The sequence below is a fragment of the Polymorphospora sp. NPDC051019 genome, from assembly GCF_040683055.1.
GTDB classification, from domain to species: domain Bacteria; phylum Actinomycetota; class Actinomycetes; order Mycobacteriales; family Micromonosporaceae; genus Polymorphospora; species Polymorphospora lycopeni.
The window spans coordinates 34,081-55,363 of sequence record NZ_JBFBCH010000016.1 but is presented as its reverse complement, the minus strand read 5'-3'; the positions used below and the strand labels follow the sequence as shown (position 1 = coordinate 55,363).

At 72.4% G+C, this 21,283-nt stretch carries 18 protein-coding genes; 9 read left to right on the top strand and 9 right to left on the bottom strand.

What is annotated here, in order from left to right:
- The first annotated feature begins 4 nt into the window (after positions 1–4).
- Complete coding sequence (locus AB0M79_RS25035) at positions 5–580, top strand: isochorismatase family protein (RefSeq protein WP_364217912.1); 576 nt, start codon at positions 5–7, stop codon at positions 578–580.
- A 204-nt stretch (positions 581–784) separates the two neighbouring features.
- The gene (locus AB0M79_RS25030; RefSeq protein WP_364217910.1) at positions 785–1,999 is read left to right on the top strand and encodes an MFS transporter; all 1,215 of its coding nucleotides are present in this window, start codon (positions 785–787) and stop codon (positions 1,997–1,999) included.
- A gap of 287 nt (positions 2,000–2,286) precedes the next feature.
- On the opposite strand, the gene ctaD is transcribed toward AB0M79_RS25030, so the two are convergent.
- From ctaD to eda, 4 genes are all read right to left on the bottom strand, one after another.
- Entirely contained in the window at positions 2,287–4,047 is a 1,761-nt protein-coding gene (gene ctaD, locus AB0M79_RS25025) for a cytochrome c oxidase subunit I (protein WP_364217908.1), read from the bottom strand.
- A gap of 142 nt (positions 4,048–4,189) precedes the next feature.
- A complete protein-coding gene (locus tag AB0M79_RS25020; RefSeq protein WP_364217906.1) occupies positions 4,190–5,296 on the bottom strand; it encodes an FAD-dependent monooxygenase in 1,107 nt (368 codons plus the stop codon).
- An 89-nt stretch (positions 5,297–5,385) separates the two neighbouring features.
- Positions 5,386–6,483 (bottom strand): sugar kinase, encoded by a 1,098-nt coding sequence (locus AB0M79_RS25015; protein ID WP_364217904.1) that lies wholly within the window; start codon positions 6,481–6,483, stop codon positions 5,386–5,388.
- A 2-nt stretch (positions 6,484–6,485) separates the two neighbouring features.
- Positions 6,486–7,115, bottom strand: a complete 630-nt coding sequence (gene eda / locus AB0M79_RS25010) for a bifunctional 4-hydroxy-2-oxoglutarate aldolase/2-dehydro-3-deoxy-phosphogluconate aldolase (protein WP_364217902.1) — start codon at positions 7,113–7,115, stop codon at positions 6,486–6,488.
- A 93-nt stretch (positions 7,116–7,208) separates the two neighbouring features.
- Between eda and AB0M79_RS25005 the strand changes: the two genes are divergently transcribed.
- Entirely contained in the window at positions 7,209–7,982 is a 774-nt protein-coding gene (locus AB0M79_RS25005; RefSeq protein WP_364217900.1) for an IclR family transcriptional regulator, read from the top strand.
- Between the two features lie 88 nt (positions 7,983–8,070).
- Positions 8,071–8,901 carry a MerR family transcriptional regulator gene (locus AB0M79_RS25000; RefSeq protein WP_364217898.1) on the top strand — a complete coding sequence of 277 codons (831 nt, stop codon included), beginning with the start codon at positions 8,071–8,073 and terminating at the stop codon, positions 8,899–8,901.
- A gap of 8 nt (positions 8,902–8,909) precedes the next feature.
- On the opposite strand, the gene AB0M79_RS24995 is transcribed toward AB0M79_RS25000, so the two are convergent.
- On the bottom strand, positions 8,910–9,683 hold the full coding sequence (locus tag AB0M79_RS24995) for an aldo/keto reductase (protein WP_364217896.1): 774 nt from the start codon (positions 9,681–9,683) through the stop codon (positions 8,910–8,912).
- A gap of 62 nt (positions 9,684–9,745) precedes the next feature.
- The gene (locus tag AB0M79_RS24990; RefSeq protein WP_364217894.1) at positions 9,746–10,342 is read right to left on the bottom strand and encodes an AAA family ATPase; all 597 of its coding nucleotides are present in this window, start codon (positions 10,340–10,342) and stop codon (positions 9,746–9,748) included.
- An 83-nt stretch (positions 10,343–10,425) separates the two neighbouring features.
- Between AB0M79_RS24990 and AB0M79_RS24985 the strand changes: the two genes are divergently transcribed.
- The gene (locus AB0M79_RS24985; protein WP_364217892.1) at positions 10,426–11,619 is read left to right on the top strand and encodes a threonine synthase; all 1,194 of its coding nucleotides are present in this window, start codon (positions 10,426–10,428) and stop codon (positions 11,617–11,619) included.
- 177 nt (positions 11,620–11,796) lie between these two features.
- Complete coding sequence (locus AB0M79_RS24980) at positions 11,797–13,188, top strand: hypothetical protein (protein WP_364217890.1); 1,392 nt, start codon at positions 11,797–11,799, stop codon at positions 13,186–13,188.
- Positions 13,189–13,356: 168 nt separating this feature from the next.
- Here AB0M79_RS24980 and AB0M79_RS24975 read toward each other — a convergent pair whose 3' ends face one another.
- Positions 13,357–14,571: a nucleotide disphospho-sugar-binding domain-containing protein gene (locus AB0M79_RS24975; RefSeq protein WP_364217888.1), complete on the bottom strand. Its 1,215-nt coding sequence runs from the start codon at positions 14,569–14,571 to the stop codon at positions 13,357–13,359.
- 4 nt (positions 14,572–14,575) lie between these two features.
- Positions 14,576–16,735, bottom strand: coding sequence for an HAD-IIIC family phosphatase (locus AB0M79_RS24970; protein ID WP_364217886.1), 2,160 nt, complete (start codon positions 16,733–16,735; stop codon positions 14,576–14,578).
- A 102-nt stretch (positions 16,736–16,837) separates the two neighbouring features.
- Here AB0M79_RS24970 and AB0M79_RS24965 point away from each other — a divergent pair, with 102 nt between their 5' ends.
- Positions 16,838–17,626: an SDR family NAD(P)-dependent oxidoreductase gene (locus AB0M79_RS24965; protein ID WP_364217884.1), complete on the top strand. Its 789-nt coding sequence runs from the start codon at positions 16,838–16,840 to the stop codon at positions 17,624–17,626.
- Between the two features lie 40 nt (positions 17,627–17,666).
- Here the strand turns inward: AB0M79_RS24965 and AB0M79_RS24960 are convergent, their stop codons facing one another.
- Positions 17,667–18,059, bottom strand: coding sequence for a cupin domain-containing protein (locus AB0M79_RS24960; RefSeq protein ID WP_357533539.1), 393 nt, complete (start codon positions 18,057–18,059; stop codon positions 17,667–17,669).
- 612 nt (positions 18,060–18,671) lie between these two features.
- On the opposite strand from AB0M79_RS24960, the gene AB0M79_RS24955 reads away from it, so the two are divergent.
- On the top strand, positions 18,672–19,298 hold the full coding sequence (locus tag AB0M79_RS24955; RefSeq protein ID WP_357533541.1) for a hypothetical protein: 627 nt from the start codon (positions 18,672–18,674) through the stop codon (positions 19,296–19,298).
- A gap of 146 nt (positions 19,299–19,444) precedes the next feature.
- On the top strand, positions 19,445–21,283 hold a 1,839-nt coding region (locus AB0M79_RS24950; protein ID WP_364217881.1), incomplete at its 3' end, for an Hsp70 family protein.

Below are 21,283 nucleotides of genomic sequence, written 5' to 3'. Positions count from 1 at the left end.
CCCAATGGCCCGAGCCCTGATCATCGTGGACGTACAGAACGACTTCTGCGAGGGCGGTTCCCTCGCCGTCGACGGCGGTGCCGGGGTCGCCGAGGCGATCTCGCGGGTGCTGGCCGGCAACGACGGTGGCTGGGACCACGTCGTCGCGACCAAGGACCACCACATCGACCCGGGCGCCCACTTCGGCAACCCGCCGGACTTCGTGTCGTCGTGGCCGGCGCACTGCGTCGTCGGCACCGACGGCGTCGAGTTCCACCCCAAGCTGGCCACCGACCGGGTGGAGGCGGTGTTCCACAAGGGCGAGTACGCGGCGGCGTACTCGGGCTTCGAGGGACGGGCCGACGGCGACGTCGGCCTGGCCGACTGGCTGCGCGCCCGCGACGTCGACACGGTCGACGTGGTGGGGATCGCGACGGACCACTGCATACGCGCGACCGCGCTGGACGCGGCGCGGGAGGGCTTCGCCACGACGGTGCTGCTCGACCTGACCGCCGGCGTGTCCCGGGTCACGACCGACCTGGCGCTGAACGACCTGCGTTCCGCCGACGTCACCCTCACCGGCACCCCGTTCGTCCAGTAGCCCACCCGGCCCGCCGCGCGGGTCCCGCCCCGTGGGGCCCGCCCGTGGGATCGATCAAGGAGAAGTCGGGGGTGTTCCGCGGCTTTCGCGGCACGATCTGCCCTTGATCGACCGGGGCGGGCGGGTGGGCCGGCGCGGGGCCACGGGGTGGGCCGGGGCGGGGGTGGGAATCCGGTGGCGGGGGCGTCGTACCCAGGGGCGAGGATGTCCCCGGAGGTACGCACCGACATGAAGCTCACCCCTTACCGTCAGGCGCTCGGGCTGCCCGGCATCCGGCCGCTGCTGCTCATCGCCGTACTCGCCCGGGTGCCGGTGACCGCGGCCGGCATCACGTTGACCCTGCACGTCGTACTCGACCTCGAGCGCGGCTACGCGGCGGCCGGGCTCGTCGGCGGCGCCATGACGGTCGGCACGGCGATCGGCGCACCACTGCTCGGCCGGCTCGTCGACCGGCACGGCCTACGTCCCGTGATCGCCGTCACCACCGTCGCCGAGGCGATCTTCTGGGCGGTCGCCCAGGCGCTGCCGTATCCGGTGCTGCTGGTCGCCGCCTTCTTCGGCGGGCTGCTCACCCTGCCGGTCTTCTCCGTGGTCCGGCAGTCGATCGCGGCGCTCGCCCCCGAGGCGCACCGTCGTCCGGCGTACGCGCTCGACTCGATGTCGGTCGAACTGTCGTTCATGATCGGTCCGGCGCTCGCCGTGTTCCTGTCGACGGCGCTCTCGCCCCGGGTGACGATGCTCGCCGTCGGCAGCGGGATCGTCCTGTCCGGTATCACCTTGTTCCTGTTCAACCCGCCGGTCCGCACCGCCGCCGAACAGGCCACCGCGGCGGCCCCCGTACGGCGCCGGGAGTGGCTGACGCCGCGACTGGTGGGCGTACTCGCGGTCAGTGCCGCGGCGACCCTGGTCCTCGGCGGCACGGACGTGGCGGTGGTCGCCGTGCTGCGGGAGTCCGGCCAGGTGGCGTGGACCGGGCTGGTCCTCGCCGTCTGGGCCGCGTACTCGCTGGTGGGCGGGTTCGCGTACGGCTCCGCCTCGCGACCGGTGCCGCCGGTCGGGCTGATGGGCGCGCTCGCGCTCTGCACCATCCCGGTCGGGCTCGGCGGCGGCCAGTGGTGGCTGCTGGCGATCGCGCTGCTGCCGGCCGGGGCACTGTGCGCCCCGACGATCGCCGCGACCGCCGACGCGGTGAGCCGTCTGGCGCCGGCGTCCGCCCGGGGCGAGGCGATGGGCCTGCACGGCTCGGCGATGACGGTCGGGATCGCGCTGGGGGCACCCCTCGCCGGCGCCGTGATCGACGCCTCCAGCCCGGCCTGGGGCTTCGCCGCCACCGGCGCGGTCGGGGCGCTCGTGGCACTTCTCGCCCTGCCCGCCGAACTCCGGCGGCGCCGCGCTCCCCTGGTCCCCGTCGAGGTCTGACCGGGCGGCCGGCGCGACGACAGCACGCTGTCCCGGCAGCACGTCGCCGTGCCGGCCCCGGCAGCACGCCGGGGCCGCGCCGGCAGCACGCCGGGGCCGGCGCCGGCCCGAACAGGTGTTGATCTGAGCGGGAGAGACCTTATCGGCGGCCGGTAGGGTCTCTGCCGCTCAGATCGACATCGTTTCGCCCAGCGGGCGGTCGCGTCGCTGTCCGCCGGGCGGCAAGGGCACCACAGACGAAAGCGCCGGCCCCCGTACGGAGGCCGGCGCTTCGCGAGTGGTGCGGGTCAGCGGCGGTCGAGGTCGCTCGCCACGTCCTCGGTGTAGCTGGCGCCGCCGTCGGACTCGCTCGTCAGCGGCTTCGCGCCACCCTCGGGCGGCCCGGCCAGCGACTGGTGGCCGGCGGCCAGGTGCGGGAACTTCAGGTCGAACGCGGGCCGCTCGGAGCGGATCCGGGGCATCCGGTCGAAGTTGCGCAGCGGGGGCGGGCAGCTGGTCGCCCACTCCAGCGAGTTGCCGTGGCCCCACGGGTCGTCGACCTCGACGATGGGGCCGGTCTTGTACGACTTCCAGCAGTTCCAGATGAACGGCAGGGTCGAGATACCGGTGATGAACGACCCGATGGTGGAAATCGTGTTGAGCGTGGCCCAGTTGTCCATCGGCAGGTAGTCGGCGTAGCGACGGGGGAAGCCGTCGTTGCCGAGCCAGTGCTGCACGAGGAACGTGGTGTGGAAGCCGATGAGGGTCATCCAGAAGTGGATCTTGCCGAGGCGCTCGTCGAGCATCCGGCCGGTCATCTTCGGGAACCAGAAGTAGATGCCGGCGAACACCGCGAACACGATCGTGCCGAAGAGCACGTAGTGGAAGTGCGCGACGACGAAGTACGAGTCGGAGACGTGGAAGTCGATCGGCGGGCTGGCGAGCAGCACGCCGGACAGGCCGCCGAAGAGGAACGTCACCAGGAAGCCGATGGACCACAGCATCGGTGTCTCGAAGCTGATCTGGCCGCGCCACATGGTGCCGATCCAGTTGAAGAACTTCATACCGGTCGGTACGGCGATGAGGAAGCTCAGGAAGCTGAAGAACGGCAGCAGTACCTGGCCGGTGGCGAACATGTGGTGCGCCCACACGCTCATCGAGAGGGCCGCGATGGCGATGGTGGCGCCGACCAGGCCCTTGTAGCCGAAGATCGGCTTACGGGAGAAGACCGGGATGATCTCGCTGACGATGCCGAAGAACGGCAGCGCCACGATGTAGACCTCGGGATGGCCGAAGAACCAGAAGAGGTGCTGCCAGAGCAGTGGGCCGCCGGTCTCCGGGGCGTAGACGTGGGCACCGAGGATGCGGTCGGCGGCGAGCGCGAACAGCGCGGCGGCCAGCAGCGGGAAGACCATGATCACCAGGAGGCTGGTGACCAGGATGTTCCAGGTGAAGATCGGCATCCGGAACATCGTCATGCCGGGCGCGCGCAGCGTCAGGATCGTGGTGATCAGGTTGACGGCGCCGAGGATGGTGCCCAGACCGGAGATGGCCAGACCGACGATCCACATGTTGGCGCCGACGCCCGGCGAGTGCTCGACGCTGCTCAGCGGCGCGTACGCGAACCAGCCGAAGTCGGCCGCGCCACCCGGGGTGAGGAAGCCGGCCATCGCCAGCGTCCCGCCGAAGAGGTAGAGCCAGTACGCGAAGCTGTTCAGCCGGGGGAACGACACGTCGGGCGCGCCGATCTGGATCGGCACGATGTAGTTCGCGAACGCGAAGACGATCGGCGTCGCGAAGAACAGCAGCATGATCGTGCCGTGCATGGTGAAGAGCTGGTTGTACTGCTCCGGGGAGAGGAACTGCAGCCCGGGCTGGGCCAGCTCGGCCCGCATGATCAGCGCCATCAGGCCGCCGATCAGGAAGAACACGAAGGCGGTGATCATGTACATGATCCCGATCTGCTTCGCGTCCGTCGTACGCAGGATCCGCGCGATGGCCGAGCCCTTTACCGGCTGATGGACCGGCCAGGGCCGGGTCACGATCGGCTTCGGTCCGACGGTGGTCACGAGCGGCCTCCGGTTCTCGTTGGTCACACTCGGCACGCGCTCGTCGTTGACGCTCTGTCGTTGATCCGCGGGCGTACCTCGCAGCGAGGATAGTCCCCTCTACCGGCGGGTTTTGCGGCGGGTGGTGGTCCAGGGCCGATGGCTATATCGGATCGACCAGCAGACGATAGTGCTCGGCGAAGATCCGCCCGCCCCGCCCACGCAGCAGCGGGTCGCGCAACGCGGCCGGGACGTCACGCGTCCGCTCCCGGTCGCGGGTACGGTCCAACACCCACTTCGTACGCGGCCGGCGGCGGCTCTCGTACGTCTCCAGCGCCGCTTCGACGTCGTCACCGTGACGCAGCGTGTCGGCGAGCACGACCGCGTCCTCGAAGGCCATGGCGGCGCCCTGGGACAGGGTGGGTGAGGTGGCGTGGGCGGCGTCACCGACGAGGACCACCCGGCCACGGGACCAGCGCCCGAGTTCGACCTCGTCGGTCCGGGCCACCTGGATCCTGTCGATCGCCTCGATGATCTCCGGTACCGGGTCGCCGTAGTCGGCGAACAGTTCGGCGAGCCGGGCCCGGGGATCGTCGGGCGGGGTGTCGCCGGCCTCGTCGGCGTAGCAGTAGAGCCGGCCGGCCCCCATCGGCACGGCGATGAACCCGGACCGCCGGCCGAGCAGCCCGGTCCATTCGGTGATCTTGGGGCCGCCGGTGACGACGCTGCGGTAGACGATCTGACCGACCGGGCGGGCCGCGCCACCGAGCGCGGCGAGCGAGCGGACCGCGGAGCGGCGGCCGTCGGCGCCGACGACCAGGTCGAACTCGGCGCTGGTGCGGTCGTCGAAGCCGACCGTGACGGTTCGTGCGCCAACGTCGAGCCCGGTCACCCCGGTCTCGTGGTGTACGTCGCCACCTGCGGCGGTGAGCAGCACCCGGTGCAGTTCGGACCGGGGCAACGCCCGGCACTCGCCGACCCCGTCCCAGAGCCCGAGCAGGTCGACCTCGCACAGCGGGCGGCCGCGCTGGTCGAGGAAGTGCTGGCGGGTGATGACCTCGCCGAGGCGCTGGACCGGGCCGTCGACGTCGAGGGCGCGCAGCGCCCGGGCGGCGTTGCCGGGCAGGTAGATCCCCGCGCCGGGGACGGCCGACGCGGGGAGTTGCTCCACCACCCGGGGACGGAAGCCGGCCAGGCGCAGGGCCCGCGCGGTGGCCAGCCCGGCGATGCCCGCCCCCACGATGAGGACGCGCAGGGAGGATCCGCCCATTTGTGAACGCCTCCGAGGGGTTGGGCACGCGTTGAAGCCAAGAGACTACTTCGCGCGACGGCGCCGCGACAGACCCCTCCGGTGAAAGATCAGCGCTGGACCCGGGCTCCGCCTCCCTTGACCAGCGACTCAACCTCCTTGAGGCTCGCCATCGAAGTGTCGCCCGGGGTGGTCATCGCCAGCGCCCCGTGGGCCGCGCCGTACTCGATGGCTGTCGCGAGATCGCCCTTCTCCAGCAGGCCGTACGCGAGACCGGACGCGAAGCTGTCACCGCCGCCGACCCGGTCCATGATCTCCAGGCCGGGACGGTGGGTGGCCTCGACGAAGCCGCTCTCCGCCGACCAGGCGACCGCGCCCCAGTCGTTGACGGTCGCCGTACGCACCGTACGCAGGGTGGTGGCGACCACGGAGAAGTTGTCGTACTCCTTGGTGACCTCGCCGATCATCTTCTGGAAGTTGGCGACGTCGAGCTCGGACAGGTTCTCGTCGGTGTCGGGCACCTCGAAGCCGAGCGAGGCGGTGAAGTCCTCCTCGTTGCCGATCATCACGTCGACGTAGCGGGCCAGCCGGCGGTTGACCTCCTGGGCCCGGGCCTGCCCGCCGACCGCCTTCCAGAGGCTGGGCCGGTAGTTCAGGTCGTACGAGATGACCGTGCCGTGCCGGCGGGCGGCGGACATGGCTGCCTCGATGGTGTCCGGGGTGATCTCGGACAGGGCCGCGTAGATGCCGCCGGTGTGCAGCCAGCGCACGCCGAGGGTGCCGAAGAGGTGGTCCCAGTCGACGTCGTCGGGCCGCAGCTGGCTGGCGGCGGTGTGTCCCCGGTCGGAGGTGCCGACCGCGCCGCGTACGCCGAACCCGCGCTCGGTGAAGTTGAGGCCGTTGCGGACCGAGCGGCCGAGCCCGTCGTACGGCACCCACTTGACGAACGACGTGTCGACGCCGCCCTGCAGGACCAGGTCCTCCAGCAGCCGGCCGATCTCGTTGTCGGCGAACGCGGTGACCACCGCGGTGCGCAGCCCGAAGCAGCGGCGCAGCCCGCGGGCGACGTTGTATTCACCGCCGCCCTCCCAGGCCCGGAAGCTGCGGGCGGTGCGGACCCGTCCCTCGCCCGGGTCGAGCCGCAGCATGATCTCGCCGAGCGACACCAGGTCGTAGCGGCACTGGTCGGCGGGCCGGATCTGGAGCATCGTCACGCCTCCGGGGCGGGTCGGGCGGCGGCGACGGCCGCCGCGGTGAGGGCGGTGACCTCGTCCCACCGGCCGGCGCGCAGCAGGTCGGGGGCGACCATCCAGGTGCCGCCGACGGCGAACACGGACGGCACGGCGAGGTAGTCGGCGAGGTTGCCGGTGTTGACCCCGCCGGTGGGGATGAACCGGACCGAGCGGAACGGCGCGGCCAGCGCCTTGATCATCGGAATCCCGCCGAGCTGCGCGGCGGGGAAGAACTTGACGATCTCCAGCCCGGCGTCGAGCGCCATCTGGATCTCGGTGGCGGTGGCCACGCCGGGGAAGACCGGCAGGCCGAGTTCCTGGCAGCGCTTGACGACGCTCGGGCTGAAGCCGGGGCTGAGCACGAACTTCGCGCCGGCCTCGGCGGCCTGGTCGACCTGGGCCGGGGACAGCACGGTCCCGGCGCCGACGAGCAGGTCGGGGTTGGTGGACATGACGCGGATGGCGTCCGCGGCGGCGGCGGTACGGAAGGTCACCTCGACGCTGCGCAGGCCGCCGGCGACCAGGGCGTCGGCGAGCGGGGTGGCGGCGGCGGCGTCTTCGAGCACGACGACCGGCAGCATCCGGCCGGCGGCGATGGCGGCGGTCACATCGAGCGATTGCTGTTCAGAATCATGAACGTTGGTCACACTTGTGACCCTAGCCCGGTGGTCGAGGATGTCAACCCGGCTAGAGTGACCGCCATGACGACGGGCGACGCCTACCAACCGGTCAAATCCGCCGGCCGGACCCTGGACGTGCTGGAGGCGCTGGCGGCCTCGCCGGAACGGCGCTCACTGGTCGACCTCGCCCGCACCCTCGGCATCCCGAAGAGCAGCCTGCACGGCATCCTGCGGACCATGGTCCAGCGCGGCTGGGTGGAGGCCGACGGCACCGGCACCCGGTTCGGCCTCGGCGTACGCGCCCTCCAGGTCGGCGCCGCCTACCTGGAGACCGACGACGCCGTCGGCCTGCTCGGCGCCGTACTCGACGGGTTGTCCCGCGAGTTCGGCGAGACCGTGCACCTCGGCCGCCTCGACGGGGCCCACGTCGTCTACATGGCCAAACGCGAATCGGTCCACCCGCTGCGGCTCTACAGCGCGATCGGCCGCCGGCTGCCGGCGCACGCCACCGCGCTGGGCAAGGTGCTGCTCGCCGAACGCCCGCCGGAGTCCCTCGACAAGCTGCTGACCTGGCCGCTGGCCGCGCTGACCCCGGACACCGTCACCGACCCCGACGCCCTGCGCGCCGAACTCGACCTGGTCCGCGGCCGTGGATACGCCGTCGACCGCGGCGAGAACACCGAGGGCATCGTCTGCTTCGCGATGGCCGTGCCGCTGCACTCCCCGGCCACCGACGCGATCAGCCTGTCGGTGCCCGCCGGCCGGATCGGCCCGGACACCGAGGACCGCGTCGTGTCGGCGCTCGGCCGCGCGGTCGAGCAGGTACGCGCCGCCCGCCGCCTGATCTCCGCGTAGGAGCCGACGGGTCCGGCGCCGGCGCCGGAACGGGCCGCGCACCGACCTTGACTGTGACACCGTGTGAGGCCCCACGGTAGGACGTGCCATGTTCAGTATCGGAGACTTCGCCAGACTGGGCCGGGTGTCGGTCCGGATGCTGCGTCACTACGACGCCATCGGGCTGCTGACCCCGGCCACCGTCGACCCCGCCACCGGCTACCGCTTCTACCGGGCCGCCCAACTCGGGCGACTCAACCGGGTGATCGCCCTGAAGGACCTCGGTTTCACGCTGACCCAGGTCCAGGCGATCCTCGACGAGGACCTCGGCACCGACGCGCTGCGCGGCATGCTGCGCCTGCGCCGGGCCCAACTCGAGGCCCAGATCGAGGCGGACGCGGCCCGGCTCACCGGGATCGAGGCGAGGCTCCAGTTGATCGAGAAGGAGGGCGACATGCCCACCGAGGACGTCGTACTCAAGCCGGTCGGCCCGGTCCGCGTCGCGGAACTGACCGCCGTCTCCCCGACCTACGAGACCGTCGACATCGGCCCGGTCATCCAGCCGCTCTACGCCGAACTCCACCGGCGGCTCGCGGTGGCCGGGGTGAAGCAGACCGGTCCCGGCATCGCCTACTACACCCCCGCACCGGACGGCCCCGGCGAGGCGGTCGTCGTGCACGCCACCGCCCAGGTCGACGCCGGGCCGCACGACGGGTACGACTTCGAGATCGTGGAGGTGCCGGCGATCCCGACCGCGGCGACGATCATCCACCGCGGACCGATGGACAACGTCGAGCAGAGCATCCAGATCCTGGCCCGGTGGGTCGAGGACAACGGATACCGGACCGACGGGTACGTGCGCGAGGTCTACCTCGACTACTGCGCGGACGACCCCACCGAGGGCGTCACCGAACTCCAGCTGGCCGTCACCAAATCCTGAGTCGCGGCTCAGCGGGCGAGGGCGTCGATCCGGCGTGTCTCGTCGTCGTCGAGCCGGAAACCGAACAGGTCGAAGTTGTCCCGGATCCGCTCCGGGGTGACCGACTTCGGGATCACCACGATGCCGTGCTCCAGGTGCCACCGCAGCACCACCCGGGCCGGCGACACACCGTGCGCCTCGGCGATCCGGACCAGTTCCGGGTCGCCGAGGTCGGTGCTGCGGAACGGGCTGTAGCCCTCCAGCACCACACCGCGCTCCCGGTGCGCGGCCAGGACCTGAGGGTCGTACAGCGACGGGCTCCACCGGACCTGGTTGACCGCGGGCGCCACCCCGGTCGCCCCGACCAGTTCGTCGAGCTGGTCGACGTCGTAGTTGCTCACCCCGACCGCCCGGGCCAGCCCCTGCTCGCGTACGGCCAGGAACTCCCGCCACGTCGACGGCGACGCGGTGCCGGCCGGCGGCCAGTGGATCAGCCACAGGTCGACGTGGTCGAAGCCGAGTGCGGCCAGGCTCGCGTCGATCGCCGGGCGCGGCCGGTCGGCCTGCTCGGGCAGCAGCTTGGTGGTGACGAAGACCTCCTCGCGCGGCACCCCGCTGTCCCGCACCGCCCGGCCCACCTGGTCCTCGTTGCGGTACATGGTGGCGGTGTCGATGTGCCGGTAGCCGACGTCGAGCGCCTCCCGGACCGCCCGGTAACACTCCTCGCCGGTCGTCTTCCAGGTGCCGAAGCCGAGCAGGGGCATGGTCACGCCACCGGTCAGCGTGACGGACGGGGACGTCATACGGGCGTACCTCCGCGAACGACGGGACCTCTCCGTCGCACCCTACGCCGGCCGGCCGGCGGTCACCGCCCGTACGGCCGCCCGGCGGCCGCCGCCCGGAGCCGGTCGAACGCCGTCGGGCCGGGCGGCCGGGCGAGCAGGAAGTCCCTGATCCGCACCGCACAGTCGTACGGGGTGGTGGTCGTCGTGTCGCACTCGACGTCGTAGACGCCGTGCGCGTGCACCCGCTCGACCTGCGCCGCCGCCTGCCCGATCCGACGGTCGCCACGGACCCGTTCCCGCCGCGCCAACTCCTCGGCCGAACAGTGCACGCCGACCAGCACGACGTCGAGCCCCGCCATGACCTCCAGGCAGTCCCGCAGCCGCCACGGCTCGCTCAGCACATGGTCGGCGACCACGTCGTTGCCGGCCCGGGCCATGCCGGCGACCGCCCGGTGGAAGCCGGCGCGGGTCCGGGTGAGCACGTCGGTCACCTCGGCGGGCGACAGATCCGTGGTCCGTCGCGCGGCCCGCATCGCGCCGAACGCGTCGACCGACAGGTGAAAATAGGGCCGGCGGAAGCGCGGCCCGTCGAGCACGGTCAGCAACTGCCCGGCGAGGCTGGTCTTCCCGGCGCTGGACGTGCCGTTGAGCAGGACGATCTGGCCGGGCGGGGACACCTCCCGAGTCTCGCACGTTGGACCCGGCTGGCCGCACGGCGGACAGCGTGGATCATGGAAGGACCGCCGCCGGAGGGAGTGCCGTGTTCCTGACCCACCTCGACTGCCCCCGCTGCGGTACGCGGCATCCCGCCGACCGCCCGCAGAACCTGTGCGGATGCGGATCGCCGCTGCTGGCCCGCTACGACCTCGACGCGGTCCGCGCCGCGGTCTCCCCCGCCGACCTCACCGGCCGGGCCGCCGATCTCTGGCGCTACCGGGAACTGCTGCCGGTCGCCGACCCGGCCAACGCCGTCACCCTCGGCGAGGGCTGGACGCCGCTGCTGCCGGCCGCCCGCTACGGCGAGCACATCGGACTTCCCAATCTCCTGATCAAGGACGAGGGCCTGGTCCCCACCGGTTCGTTCAAGGCCCGTGGCGCCGCCGTCGGCGTGTCACGCGCCCGCGAACTCGGTGTCCGGCATGTCGCGATGCCGACCAACGGCAACGCCGGTGCGGCCTGGGCGACGTACGCGGCCCGCGCCGGGCTGCGGGCCACCATCGCGATGCCGCTGGGCGCTCCGGCCATCACCCGCAACGAGTGCCTGGCCGCCGGCGCCGACCTGCTTCTGGTCGACGGCCTCATCAACGACGCCGGGCGGCACGTCGCCGGCATCCTCGCCGGTTCGGGCGGCACGATCTTCGACGCCAGCACCCTGAAAGAGCCGTACCGGCTCGAAGGTAAGAAGACAATGGGCCTGGAAATAGTCGAACAGCTCGGCTGGCGGGTGCCCGACGTGATCATCTATCCGACCGGCGGCGGGGTCGGATTGATCGGAATTCACAAAGCACTCGGCGAACTGCGCGAGTTGGGTTGGATCGACGACCGCATGCCCCGGTTGGTGGCGGTCCAGTCCAGCGGCTGCGCCCCGATCGTACGGGCCTTCGAGGCCGGCGCGCGGCGGGCCGAGCCGTGGGTCGACGCCGCCACCGTCGCCTTCGGGATCACCGTGCCGGCGCCGCTGGGCGACGAGCTGATCCTCGACGCGGTCACCGGTACCGGCGGCACCGCGATCGCGGTCGACGATCCGGAGATCCTTGCCGACCTGCGGGAATTCGGTGCCCGTGAGGGTCTGCTGCTGTGCCCGGAGGGGGCGGCCGGCCTGACCGCGGCCCGGCGGTTGCGGGCCGACGGCTGGATCCGCGCGGACGAACAGGTGGTGGTGCTCAACACCGGCGCCGGCCTGAAGTATCCGGAAACCGTTGCGGTGGAGGGGTTCGGGCCGACTCGTCACTGAGCCGATCGTCAGTCACCGGATCCGTCGACATCCCGACAGAAGCAACCACTTGACGCTAGAGTGCGCCCATCCGGCCTGGCAACCTGAACGTCCGGTAACCAGAAAGCGATCTTCCGCGTAACGAGACATCGGTAAGGCCGCTCGTTAATAGGGCTCGGTAACGGGAAAGATGGCCGCGTGAATCGCTTGACCGCGGTTTCGCCCGCACCGCATCCTCTCTCCGAGGACGACGAGTCGCTTTGGCGGACCGCCACCGAGGTCCTTGACGCCAACTGGCGAACCGACCACACCGTTCCATCGGGCACCCTCTATCCACACCAGTGGAGCTGGGACGCCGCCTTCATCAGCATCGGCCTGGCGCACATCGCGCCCGACCGGGCCTGGCGGGACCTGCGCAGCCTCTTCGAGGCCCAGTGGCCGGACGGCCGGGTGCCGCACATCGTGTTCGATCTGGGGGTCGCCGAGCGCGACTACTTCCCCGGTCCCGATTTCTGGGACGTCCCTGCTATGGCGGGGCGACCGCCCCGCTTCTCCACCGGGCTGGTGCAGCCGCCGGCACACGCGCTCGCCGCGTGGGAGGTCTACCGCCGGGCACCCGGCGACGCCTCCGCCGAGGAACTGCGCCGGCTCTACCCGCGTCTGGTCGCGCTACAGGACTACCTGATCGGCTCACGCGGGGTCAGCGGCACCGGACTGGCCAGCATCGTGCACCCGTGGGAATCGGGGCTCGACAACAGCCCGTCCTGGGACATGGCGCTGGCGAACGTCACCGCCGACGAGGACCTCCTGCTCCGCTACGAGCGGCAGGACCTCAAGCGGGCGGCGGCGGACCACCGGCCGACCAACGACGACTACGCCCGCTACATCGCGATCGCCGCCACCTACCGCAACGGCGGCTACTCCGACGCCGACCTGGTCGACCGGCACCTGTTCGTCGTCGAGTGCCCGGCGTACAACTCGCTGCTGGGCGCGGCCGAACACGCGCTGGCCCGGATCGCGGCCGTCGTCGGCGCGGACCCCGCACCGCACCGGGACCGGGCGGCGACCATCACCCGCAGTATCGTCGAACGGCTCTACGATCCGGAGAGCGGCACCTTCCGCTCCCTGGACCTGAAGACCGGCAGACTCAGCACGCAGCGCTGTGTCAACGGCCTCTTCCCGCTGATCCTGGGCGACCTGCCCCGGGACATCGTGGCGCAGGTCGTGGCGGAGGCCGAGTCGGCCCGCTTCGGGATCAACGAGCTGATGCCGATCCCGAGTTCCGACCGGACGGCCGACAGTTTCGACGCCAACCGCTACTGGCGGGGCCCGGTCTGGATCAACGCGAACTGGCTGCTCGCCCGGGGCCTGGCGGCCCACGGGTACGCCGGGCACGCGGCGACGCTGCGGACCGCGATGCTGGACCTGGTACGCCGGTCCGGCTACTACGAGTATTTCCACCCGATCACCGGTGACGGCATCGGCGCCGGGGCGTTCAGCTGGACCGCCGCCCTGGTTCTCGACATGCTCGCCGAGGTCGGCCCACGGATCGGCGATCCCGGCACCACCCGGATGAGCCGTACCCGATAGTCAGACCGACAACCCACACCTGATCCGCGCGACGTCGTGGCGGCCCGTCCGTCATCTCCGACCACCACCAACCGGTGACGTCGCGCGGATCCGACCGATCCACGGCGGGTTCGACCAGCCACCCCCGGTCGGAGAACCCCGCCCGCCAGAACCGGTCCGGAACGTCCCTCACCGACCGGCCGGGACCGGCAGCACGGATTCGATGCTGGCGCAGGCGGCGGCCGCGGTGGCCGCGATGTCGACGGCGGCGCCGAAGCGGCGGCTGCGTTCGGCGTACCGGGGCTCGGCAAGCAACTCCACCAGCAGTTCCCCGGCCAGGTCCGGGTCCCACCGGGTCGACGGCAGCCAGCGCGCGACGCCGAGCCGCTGCAACCGGGCGCCGGTGTCCGGCTGGTCGAAGCTGTGCGCCAGCACGAGTTGCGGTACGCCGGAGACCAGGCAGCGGCCGAGGGTGCCGATCCCGCCGTGGTGGATCACCGCCGCCATGTGCGGTACCACCTCCCGGTACGGCAACCTAGGAAACCAGGTGACTTCGGGTGGCAGCGGGTCGGGCAGGCTCTCCGGGTGCGGGCTGACCAGCACCACCCGACGGCCGGCCCGACGGCACGCGGCCAGCGCCGCCGCGTAGAACGGCTCCCACAGCATCTGGCCGGAGCTGGCCGCCACCAGCACCGGCGGCTCACCGGCGGCGAGCAGGTCGGTCAGCACCGCGGGCGGTTCACCGGACTCGGCGGCGTCGTTGAGCAGGAACCCGACCCGGTCCACGCCGGCCGGGGTCGGCGGGCCGGCGGCGTCGAACCACTTCGGCCACAGCCCGATCTGCCGGTCCGCGCCCGACATCCACGCCGGCCAGTCGGTGACCGGCGGCAGGCCGAAGTCGGCCCGTACGGCGTCGACACCGGCGGCCAGTTCGGTGCGGTGCACGTGGGCCTGCACCGGCAGCAGCAGGTGCTGGGCCGGGGTCATGGCGACCCAGACGGCGGGCACCCCGAACGCCTCGGCGGCGATCAGCGCGGACAGCCCGGACGTGTGCCGGCCGACGACGACGGTCTCCCCCGGGCGGTGCCGCGCCGCGACCACCTCCACCTCACGCCGGATCTGCCCGAACAGGTTGTTGCGCTCGTAGTGGCCGCGCAGATCGGGCAGGCTCGCCGAGCCGACCCGGGCGTCCAGCATGTCGCGGGCGTCGGCGAGGTAGCGGACGTACTCCTGCTCGGTGTCGAGGGCGACGAACCCGATGCCGGCGGCGCGGGCGGTCGGGCCGTAGCGGGCGTGGGTGGCGATCGTGACGTCGTGCCCCCGGCCGGCCAGTGCCCGGCCGAGCTGGACGAACGACAGCACGTCCCCGTTCGTGCCGTGGGTGGTCAGTACGACGGTGGCCATCGGGTCAGCCGCTCTCGGCGGCGAGCAGGGCGGCCACCTCGTCGTCGGAGAGGGCTTCGACCTCGGCGAGCAGCCCGTCGAGGTCGGTGGCCGCCCGGCCGCCGGCGGCGTCGATCGACCCGGCCGCCTGCGCCACCGTGAACGCCGGGGTGAAGAGCAGCTCGACCGGCAGCTCGACGCCGAGGACGGCGCGTACCCGGGCCATGAACTGCACCACGTGCAGCGACTGGCCGCCCAGCGCGAAGAAGCTGTCGTGCACCGAGCGCGGCGGCACGCCGAGCACGTCGGTCCAGAGTTGGGCGACGGTGAGTTCGGTGCCGGTGGCGGAACCGAGCGGCAGCGGGCTCGCCGGCCGGGCGTGGACCGCGGCGTGCAGGGCGGCGGCGTCGCGCAGCTCGGTCGCGATCCGCTCGACCAGCCGCCAGGCGGCGGGCGGCGGGCCGGGGACCGCCCCGGCGGGGGCCGGGGGTGGCGGCGCGGTGGCGGCGGCAGGTGGCCGGAACCGCACCCCGGCGGCGGTCGCGGCGGGCAGCCGGAAGAGCTGCCGACCGTCGGCCTCGGCGACCGGTTCGCCGGCGACGTCGTGCACGAAGTCGCGGGCCGGCCGGTTCTTGGCCGACGCGACCACCGGCAGGGTGACGTCGGCGAGCCCCCGGGCCAGGGCCAGTTCGCCGAGCGCGGCCAGCACCCGGTGCTCGACACCACGGCCGAGGACCCGGCAGCTCAGCAGGAAGGTGTCGACGGCCAGGGCCGGCCCGGCGGTGGTGGACAGGACCAGACCCACGATCCCGTACGCCCCGAAGCGGTCGGTCACCTCGACCGCGTGGCACTCCAGTCCGCTCCCGACGAGTTCGGCGGCGGTCCGCCGTACCGTGGTGAGGTTGAACTGGTTGGTGCGCTGGGTGAGCTGGGCGAGCCGCTCGACCTGGTCGGGTGTCGCCGGCGCGACCGTGACGGTCAGCCGCAGCCCGGCGACGAACTCCGCGACGGTGCCGACCGAGCCGCGCAGCTCGCGCCGCTGGCGCTCACGCCGGTAGTGCTCGGTGCGCAGCCGGTCGTCGTCGGTGACCGCGAGCACGTCCAGCGGCCAGCAGTGCCGCAGCGTACGCAGCGCCCCGGCGGCGTCGGCGGGCAGTTGGACGGTCAGCACCTCGGGGCAGGCGGCGCGCATCTCGCCACACTCGACCGGGCTGTCGTCGAGGAAGACGAAGCTGTCCAGGCCGAGGTCGAGTTCGGCGGCGAGTTCGCGTACGGTGGCCGACTTCGGCCGCCAGTCGGCGCGCAGGGCGGTCAGGTGCGAAAGGCCGATGCCCATTTCCGGCCGCCCGGCGAACACCGCCCGTACGTCGGCCTCGGCGTTCTTGCTGCTGACGCAGGTCAACCGGCCGGCGCGCTGCTGGGCGACGAGCAGTTCGTGCAGCGCCCGCCGGTCGGGTCCGATGTGGATGCCGTCGACGCCGTCCTCGCCCACCACGCCGTCCCACAGCGTGTTGTCGGCGTCGACGACGAGCACCTTGGGCCGGGGCGTACGAAGCGCGTGCAGCCGGCGCATGACCGCGGTGCCGAGCACGGTGAAGAACTCGGGGGTGTAGGGCACGTGGCCGAGCCGGTCGGCGTACTCGTCGGCGTAACCGCACGGGCCGTACGCGTCGAGGGTGTCGGCGTCGGTGAGCAGGTGCACCCCGGCGACGGCGCCGAGGTCGTCGGCCAGCCGCCGGACGGTGGCCCGCAGGAAGGGTCCGTCGACGGGGTCGGCGAGCAGCGCCGGGGAGGCCGGGCAGAGGACGACGATCAGGCGGGGGGTCGTGCCGGCGGCGACCCGTACCGCCTCGACCAGGTCGTCGGCGGCGGACGCGACGGTCGCCCGACCGTCGGCGCCGAGCCCGGGGGCCGGATCGTCGGTGTCGGACCCGGCCGCGCCGCGCTCCGGGTCGCGGCCGGCGGCCGTGGCCCAGTCTTCGGGGCGGATCAGCGCGACGGTCGCCCCGGCGGCCGGCACCCCGAGCAACTGCTGGAAGACCTGCCCGTACGGGGCGAAGGTGACCTCCTGCGGCAGATCGAGTTCGGCCGACCACCAGGCGAGTGGGGTGGCCAGCGATTCGGCGACGAAGGTGGCCGTCACCACGACGGGAAAGTTGCTGACTGCGGTGTTGCCGGTCTGCACCGCCCCAACCTAGGAAGGCGTTGATCGAACTGTCAATACTCTTAACTATTGACCGGGTGGCCAACCGACCGGCTGATCCACCGGGGTGGATAGGGTCGGAGAATGGCTCTGATCATGATCACCGGGGCGTCCGACGGGCTGGGCCGGGCCCTCGCCCGGACCCTCGCCGCGCAGGGCCACCAGCTGGTCGTACACGGGCGCGACGAACGACGGCTCGCCGAGATCGCCGCGGCCACCGGGGCGCTGGCGGTCCGGGCCGACCTCTCCTCGCTCGCCGGGGTACGACAACTCGCCGCGCGGGTCGGCGCCGAGCACGACCGGCTGGACGTGCTGGTCAACAACGCCGGGGTCGGCTTCGGGCCGGCCGGTGAGCCACGGCGGCTCTCCCCCGACGGCCACGAACTGCGGCTGGCCGTCAACTACCTGGCGCCGTACCTGCTCAGCCGGCTGCTGCTGCCGCTGCTGCGGCGCGCCACCCCGGCCCGGATCGTCAACGTCGCCTCGATCGGCCAGGCGGACGTCGACCTCGACAACCTGATGCTGGAGCACGACTACGACCGGTTCGTGGCCTACCGGCGGGCGAAGCTGGCCCTGATCGCCGACACGTTCGACCTGGCCCACGACCTCGCCGGCAGCGGGGTGACCGTCAACGCGTTGCACCCGGCGACGCTGATGCCTACCACGATGGTCCGCGACGCCGGCATGGAGCGGGTCGAGTCGCTGGAGGACGGGCTGCGGGCCACCCTGCGGCTGGTAGTCGATCCGGCGCTGGCCGGGGTGACCGGCCGCTACTTCGACCGCGACCACGAGTCCCGGGCCCGGGAGCAGGCGTACGACCCCGCGTTCCGGGCCCGGCTCCGGTCGGTCACCGAGCGGCTGGTCGGCACGTGAACCATCGGCGTCGGGGCACCGCGCGCCCGGCCACCGGTGCTCACGATCCGGGCGGTTCGTCCTCGCCGGCCGCCTCGGCCGCGTCGCCCTCCTCCTTCGTCCGGTGCACCACCCCGTCGGCGTGCTCCGGCGGCCCGTACACCGTGTAGAGCACCAACGGGTTCGGGCCGGTGTTCACGAAGTTGTGCTTCTGGCCCGCCGGTACGACCACCAGGTCGCCCTGGTTCACCCGGCGGGTCTCGCCGTTGACGACGGCCTCGCCGACGCCGCTGACGAAGGTCAGGATCTGGTCGATCCCCTCGTGCACCTCTTCGCCGATCTCGCCGCCCGGCGGGATCGTCATGATGACCAACTGGGTCCGCTGCCCGGTCCACAGCACCCGACGGAAATCGGCGCTCTTCTCCGCCTCGGTGGCGATCGTGAAGTGTTCCATGTCCGGTTCCATACCCGATGCCCCGGCCGCGCACTCCACCGATCGGACGACGACACACTGCCCGCTCGCCGGGTTTGCGCCCGGCCGGTCCTGGGCATGCACGCACACAGACCGGGACGATGAGGTGCCGGTCGAGCCAGGTCCCCGCTGACGTACGGCCGGATGGCTGCGGCGGTGGGAGACGGCCAGAGCGCGGCGACGTTACGACAGCGGTCGGGCGGCGCCGCGCGCTCTTGTGTCCCGGTTCCCGCGGGGCTGTTCCCGCGCCTTGTGCTCCCCTGCCCCTGCGGCTCTCCCACCACGGGCCCTGTCCCTGCGGTCCTGCCGCCACGGGCCCTGTCGCCGCCGGGTGCGTCCGCGGTCGACACTACCCCGCCGGTCCCGCCGTTCCAACCGTGAGCTGCGCGGACTCGCCGGACCGTACGGTGCCGGGACACGCAATGGGCCAGAAGGTCGTACCCCCGTGGTCCACTCGTGGGGAGGACAGCCGGCGCCGGCAGCCCGTACGGTCGGCTGCAACGGCCGCCGATGCGGCCGGCCCGGTGGTCCATCGGGCCGGCGGTACCGCACCGGCGGGCCGACAACCGTCGCGACCTGGGGAGGACGACGCCGATGAGGGCGAAGCGTGTGAGCCTGCTCGATATCGGGTTGGATGCCTCGTTCGACGCGGCGATGACCTTCGTCCAGTCCACGCTGCAGAACATCAACGCCGGTTTCGAGGCGCCGATCGTCGACATCGACTTCGTCCGGTCCCGTGATCCGAGCACGGTGCTGTCGGCGTTCACCGCGTCGTGCGACGTGCTGCACGTGATGGCACACGGCGACCACAGCGTGACGCCGACGTTCAGCAGCAGCGACGGGCGCACCAGTGTGTCGCTGGAACAGCTCGGCGAGACCGCCGCCCAGCAGGGCAAGGGCATCTCGACCGGGGCGATCCTGGCCGACGGCTGCCGCACCGGCACCGGCGCCTGGCAGAAGGCGGTCCGTGACTGCCTGCACGGCGAGGTGACCTACATCGGCACGTCCGGGCAGATCGGCTGGCACGAGAGCGGGGTCTTCTGTTCGGCGTTCTACGGAGCGCTGTTCCGCAACCGGGGGCGGGGGATGACCGCGGCGGAGCAGGCCCAGGATGCCGCGGAGCGGGCCATCCACGCCTACACGATGTTGACCGACCGCAACTGTCCGTTCCGGGTGATGACCCTTACACCGAGCCGGTGGGCCCGGATGGCGCTGGCGTGACCGGCTTGTCCACCCGCTACGCGATCCGAGAATACCGACATAACACCCAGAGCTGCGCCGAGATCGTCTGATAGGGGGATGACGTGGACGGACGCCTGAGCACAGCGACTCAGTCGGCGCTACCCGGCCCGATCTAAACTCGCATCATGGTGGCGGGGCTGCGACTGGGGGTCGACCTTGGCACGTCCAACACCGTAGCGGTGCTGCGGTGGCCGGACGGCCGGTGCCGCCCCCTGCTCTTCGACGGCTCGCCGCAGATGCCGTCGGCCGTCTACGCCTCCCCCGAGGGGGACATGGTCGTCGGCCGCGACGCCGTCCAGCACTCCCGGGTCCACCCCGACCGCTTCGAGCGCAACCCCAAGCGCCGGGTCGACGACGGCACGGTACTCCTCGGCGAGGTCGAACTACCGGTCGTCGACCTCATGGCCGCCGTCCTGCGCCGGGTCCACGCCGAGGCGGCCCGCGTCGGCGGCCGGCAGATCACCGAGGCGGTGCTCACCCACCCCGTCGAGTGGGGCGCGCAGCGCCGGGCGATGCTGGCCAACGCCGCCGCCCGGGCCGGCCTGCACAACGCCCGGCTGGTCCCCGAGCCGGTCGCGGCCGCCAGCTACTTCATCGCCGTCCTGCGCCACCAGCTGCCGATCGGCCGCAACCTCGTCGTCTACGACTTCGGCGCCGGCACGTTCGACGCCACCGTCGTCCGCCGTACGCCGGACAACCTGCAGGTGCTGTCCACCGACGGCGTCGCCGACGCGGGCGGGCTGGACGTCGACGCGGCCGTGGTCGAATATCTCGGTGAGGTGTTCGCCGAACGCGACCCCGACGGCTGGAAGCGCCTGATCACCCCGAACACCTCGGCCGAACGCCGGATGAGCCAGCAGTTCTGGGAGGACGTCCGCGGCGCCAAGGAGATGCTGTCCCGGGCACCGTCGGCGATCGTGCACGTGCCGGTCGTCGACGTCGACGTGCCGGTCGGCCGCGAGCAGCTGGAGAAGTTCGCCCGGCCGGTGCTCGACCGGACGCTGTTGGCAACCCAGAACGCGATCCGCACCGCGTCGGTGCCCGCCGCCGGGATCGCCGGCGTGTTCCTGGTCGGCGGGTCGAGCCGGATCCCACTGGTCGCGACGCTGCTGCACCGTACGCTCCAGATCGCGCCGACCACGCTCGAACAGCCGGAGATGGTGGTCGCCGAGGGCAGCCTCTACGTGCCGGCCGCCGCGCTGGCCGTGATCGACCCGCGCACCTACGCCGCCCCGATCAGCGGGCCTCCGGGCGGCCCCGTCGCCCCGATGAGCGGACCGCCGGCCGGCCCGATCGCCCCGATGAGCGGTCCCCCCGCCGGCCCGATCGCCCCGATGAGCGGACCGCCGATGAGCGGACCGCCGTCGAGCGGACCGCCCTACCGCCCGATGCCGCCGCACGTCGGCCACCCACAGCACCGGCCGGCGATGCCGCAGCCGCACTTCCGCCCCGGCCCGCAGCAGCCACCCGTGCCGCATCCGCAGCACCGGCCGGTTCCACACCCGCAACAGGCGCCGGCGCCGCCCTACCGGCCGCCGCACGTGGCCCCGCCCCAGCACCCCGCCCCGCCGCACGGCCAGCCGCACCCGCAGCCGCAACACCACCCGCAGCCGCAGCGCCCCGTCGTGCCGCCACACGCCCAACCACCGCACCCCCAGCAGCACACCCCACCGCCACAGCACACCCAGCCGCCGCACCACCCTGCGCACCACCCGCAGCAGCGACCGGTGGTGCACCCACCGCCCCAGCACACCCAGCAGCAACGACCGGTCATGCCGCCACCGGTCCACCCGCAACACCAGCGCCCCGGCCCGGCCTACCCCCAACACCAGCAGCAGCAGCGACCGGTGGTGCAGCCACCGCCGCAACACACCCAGCAGCAACGACCGGTCATGCCGCCACCGGTCCACCCGCAACACCAGCGCCCCGGCCCGGCCTACCCCCAACACCAGCAGCAGCAGCGA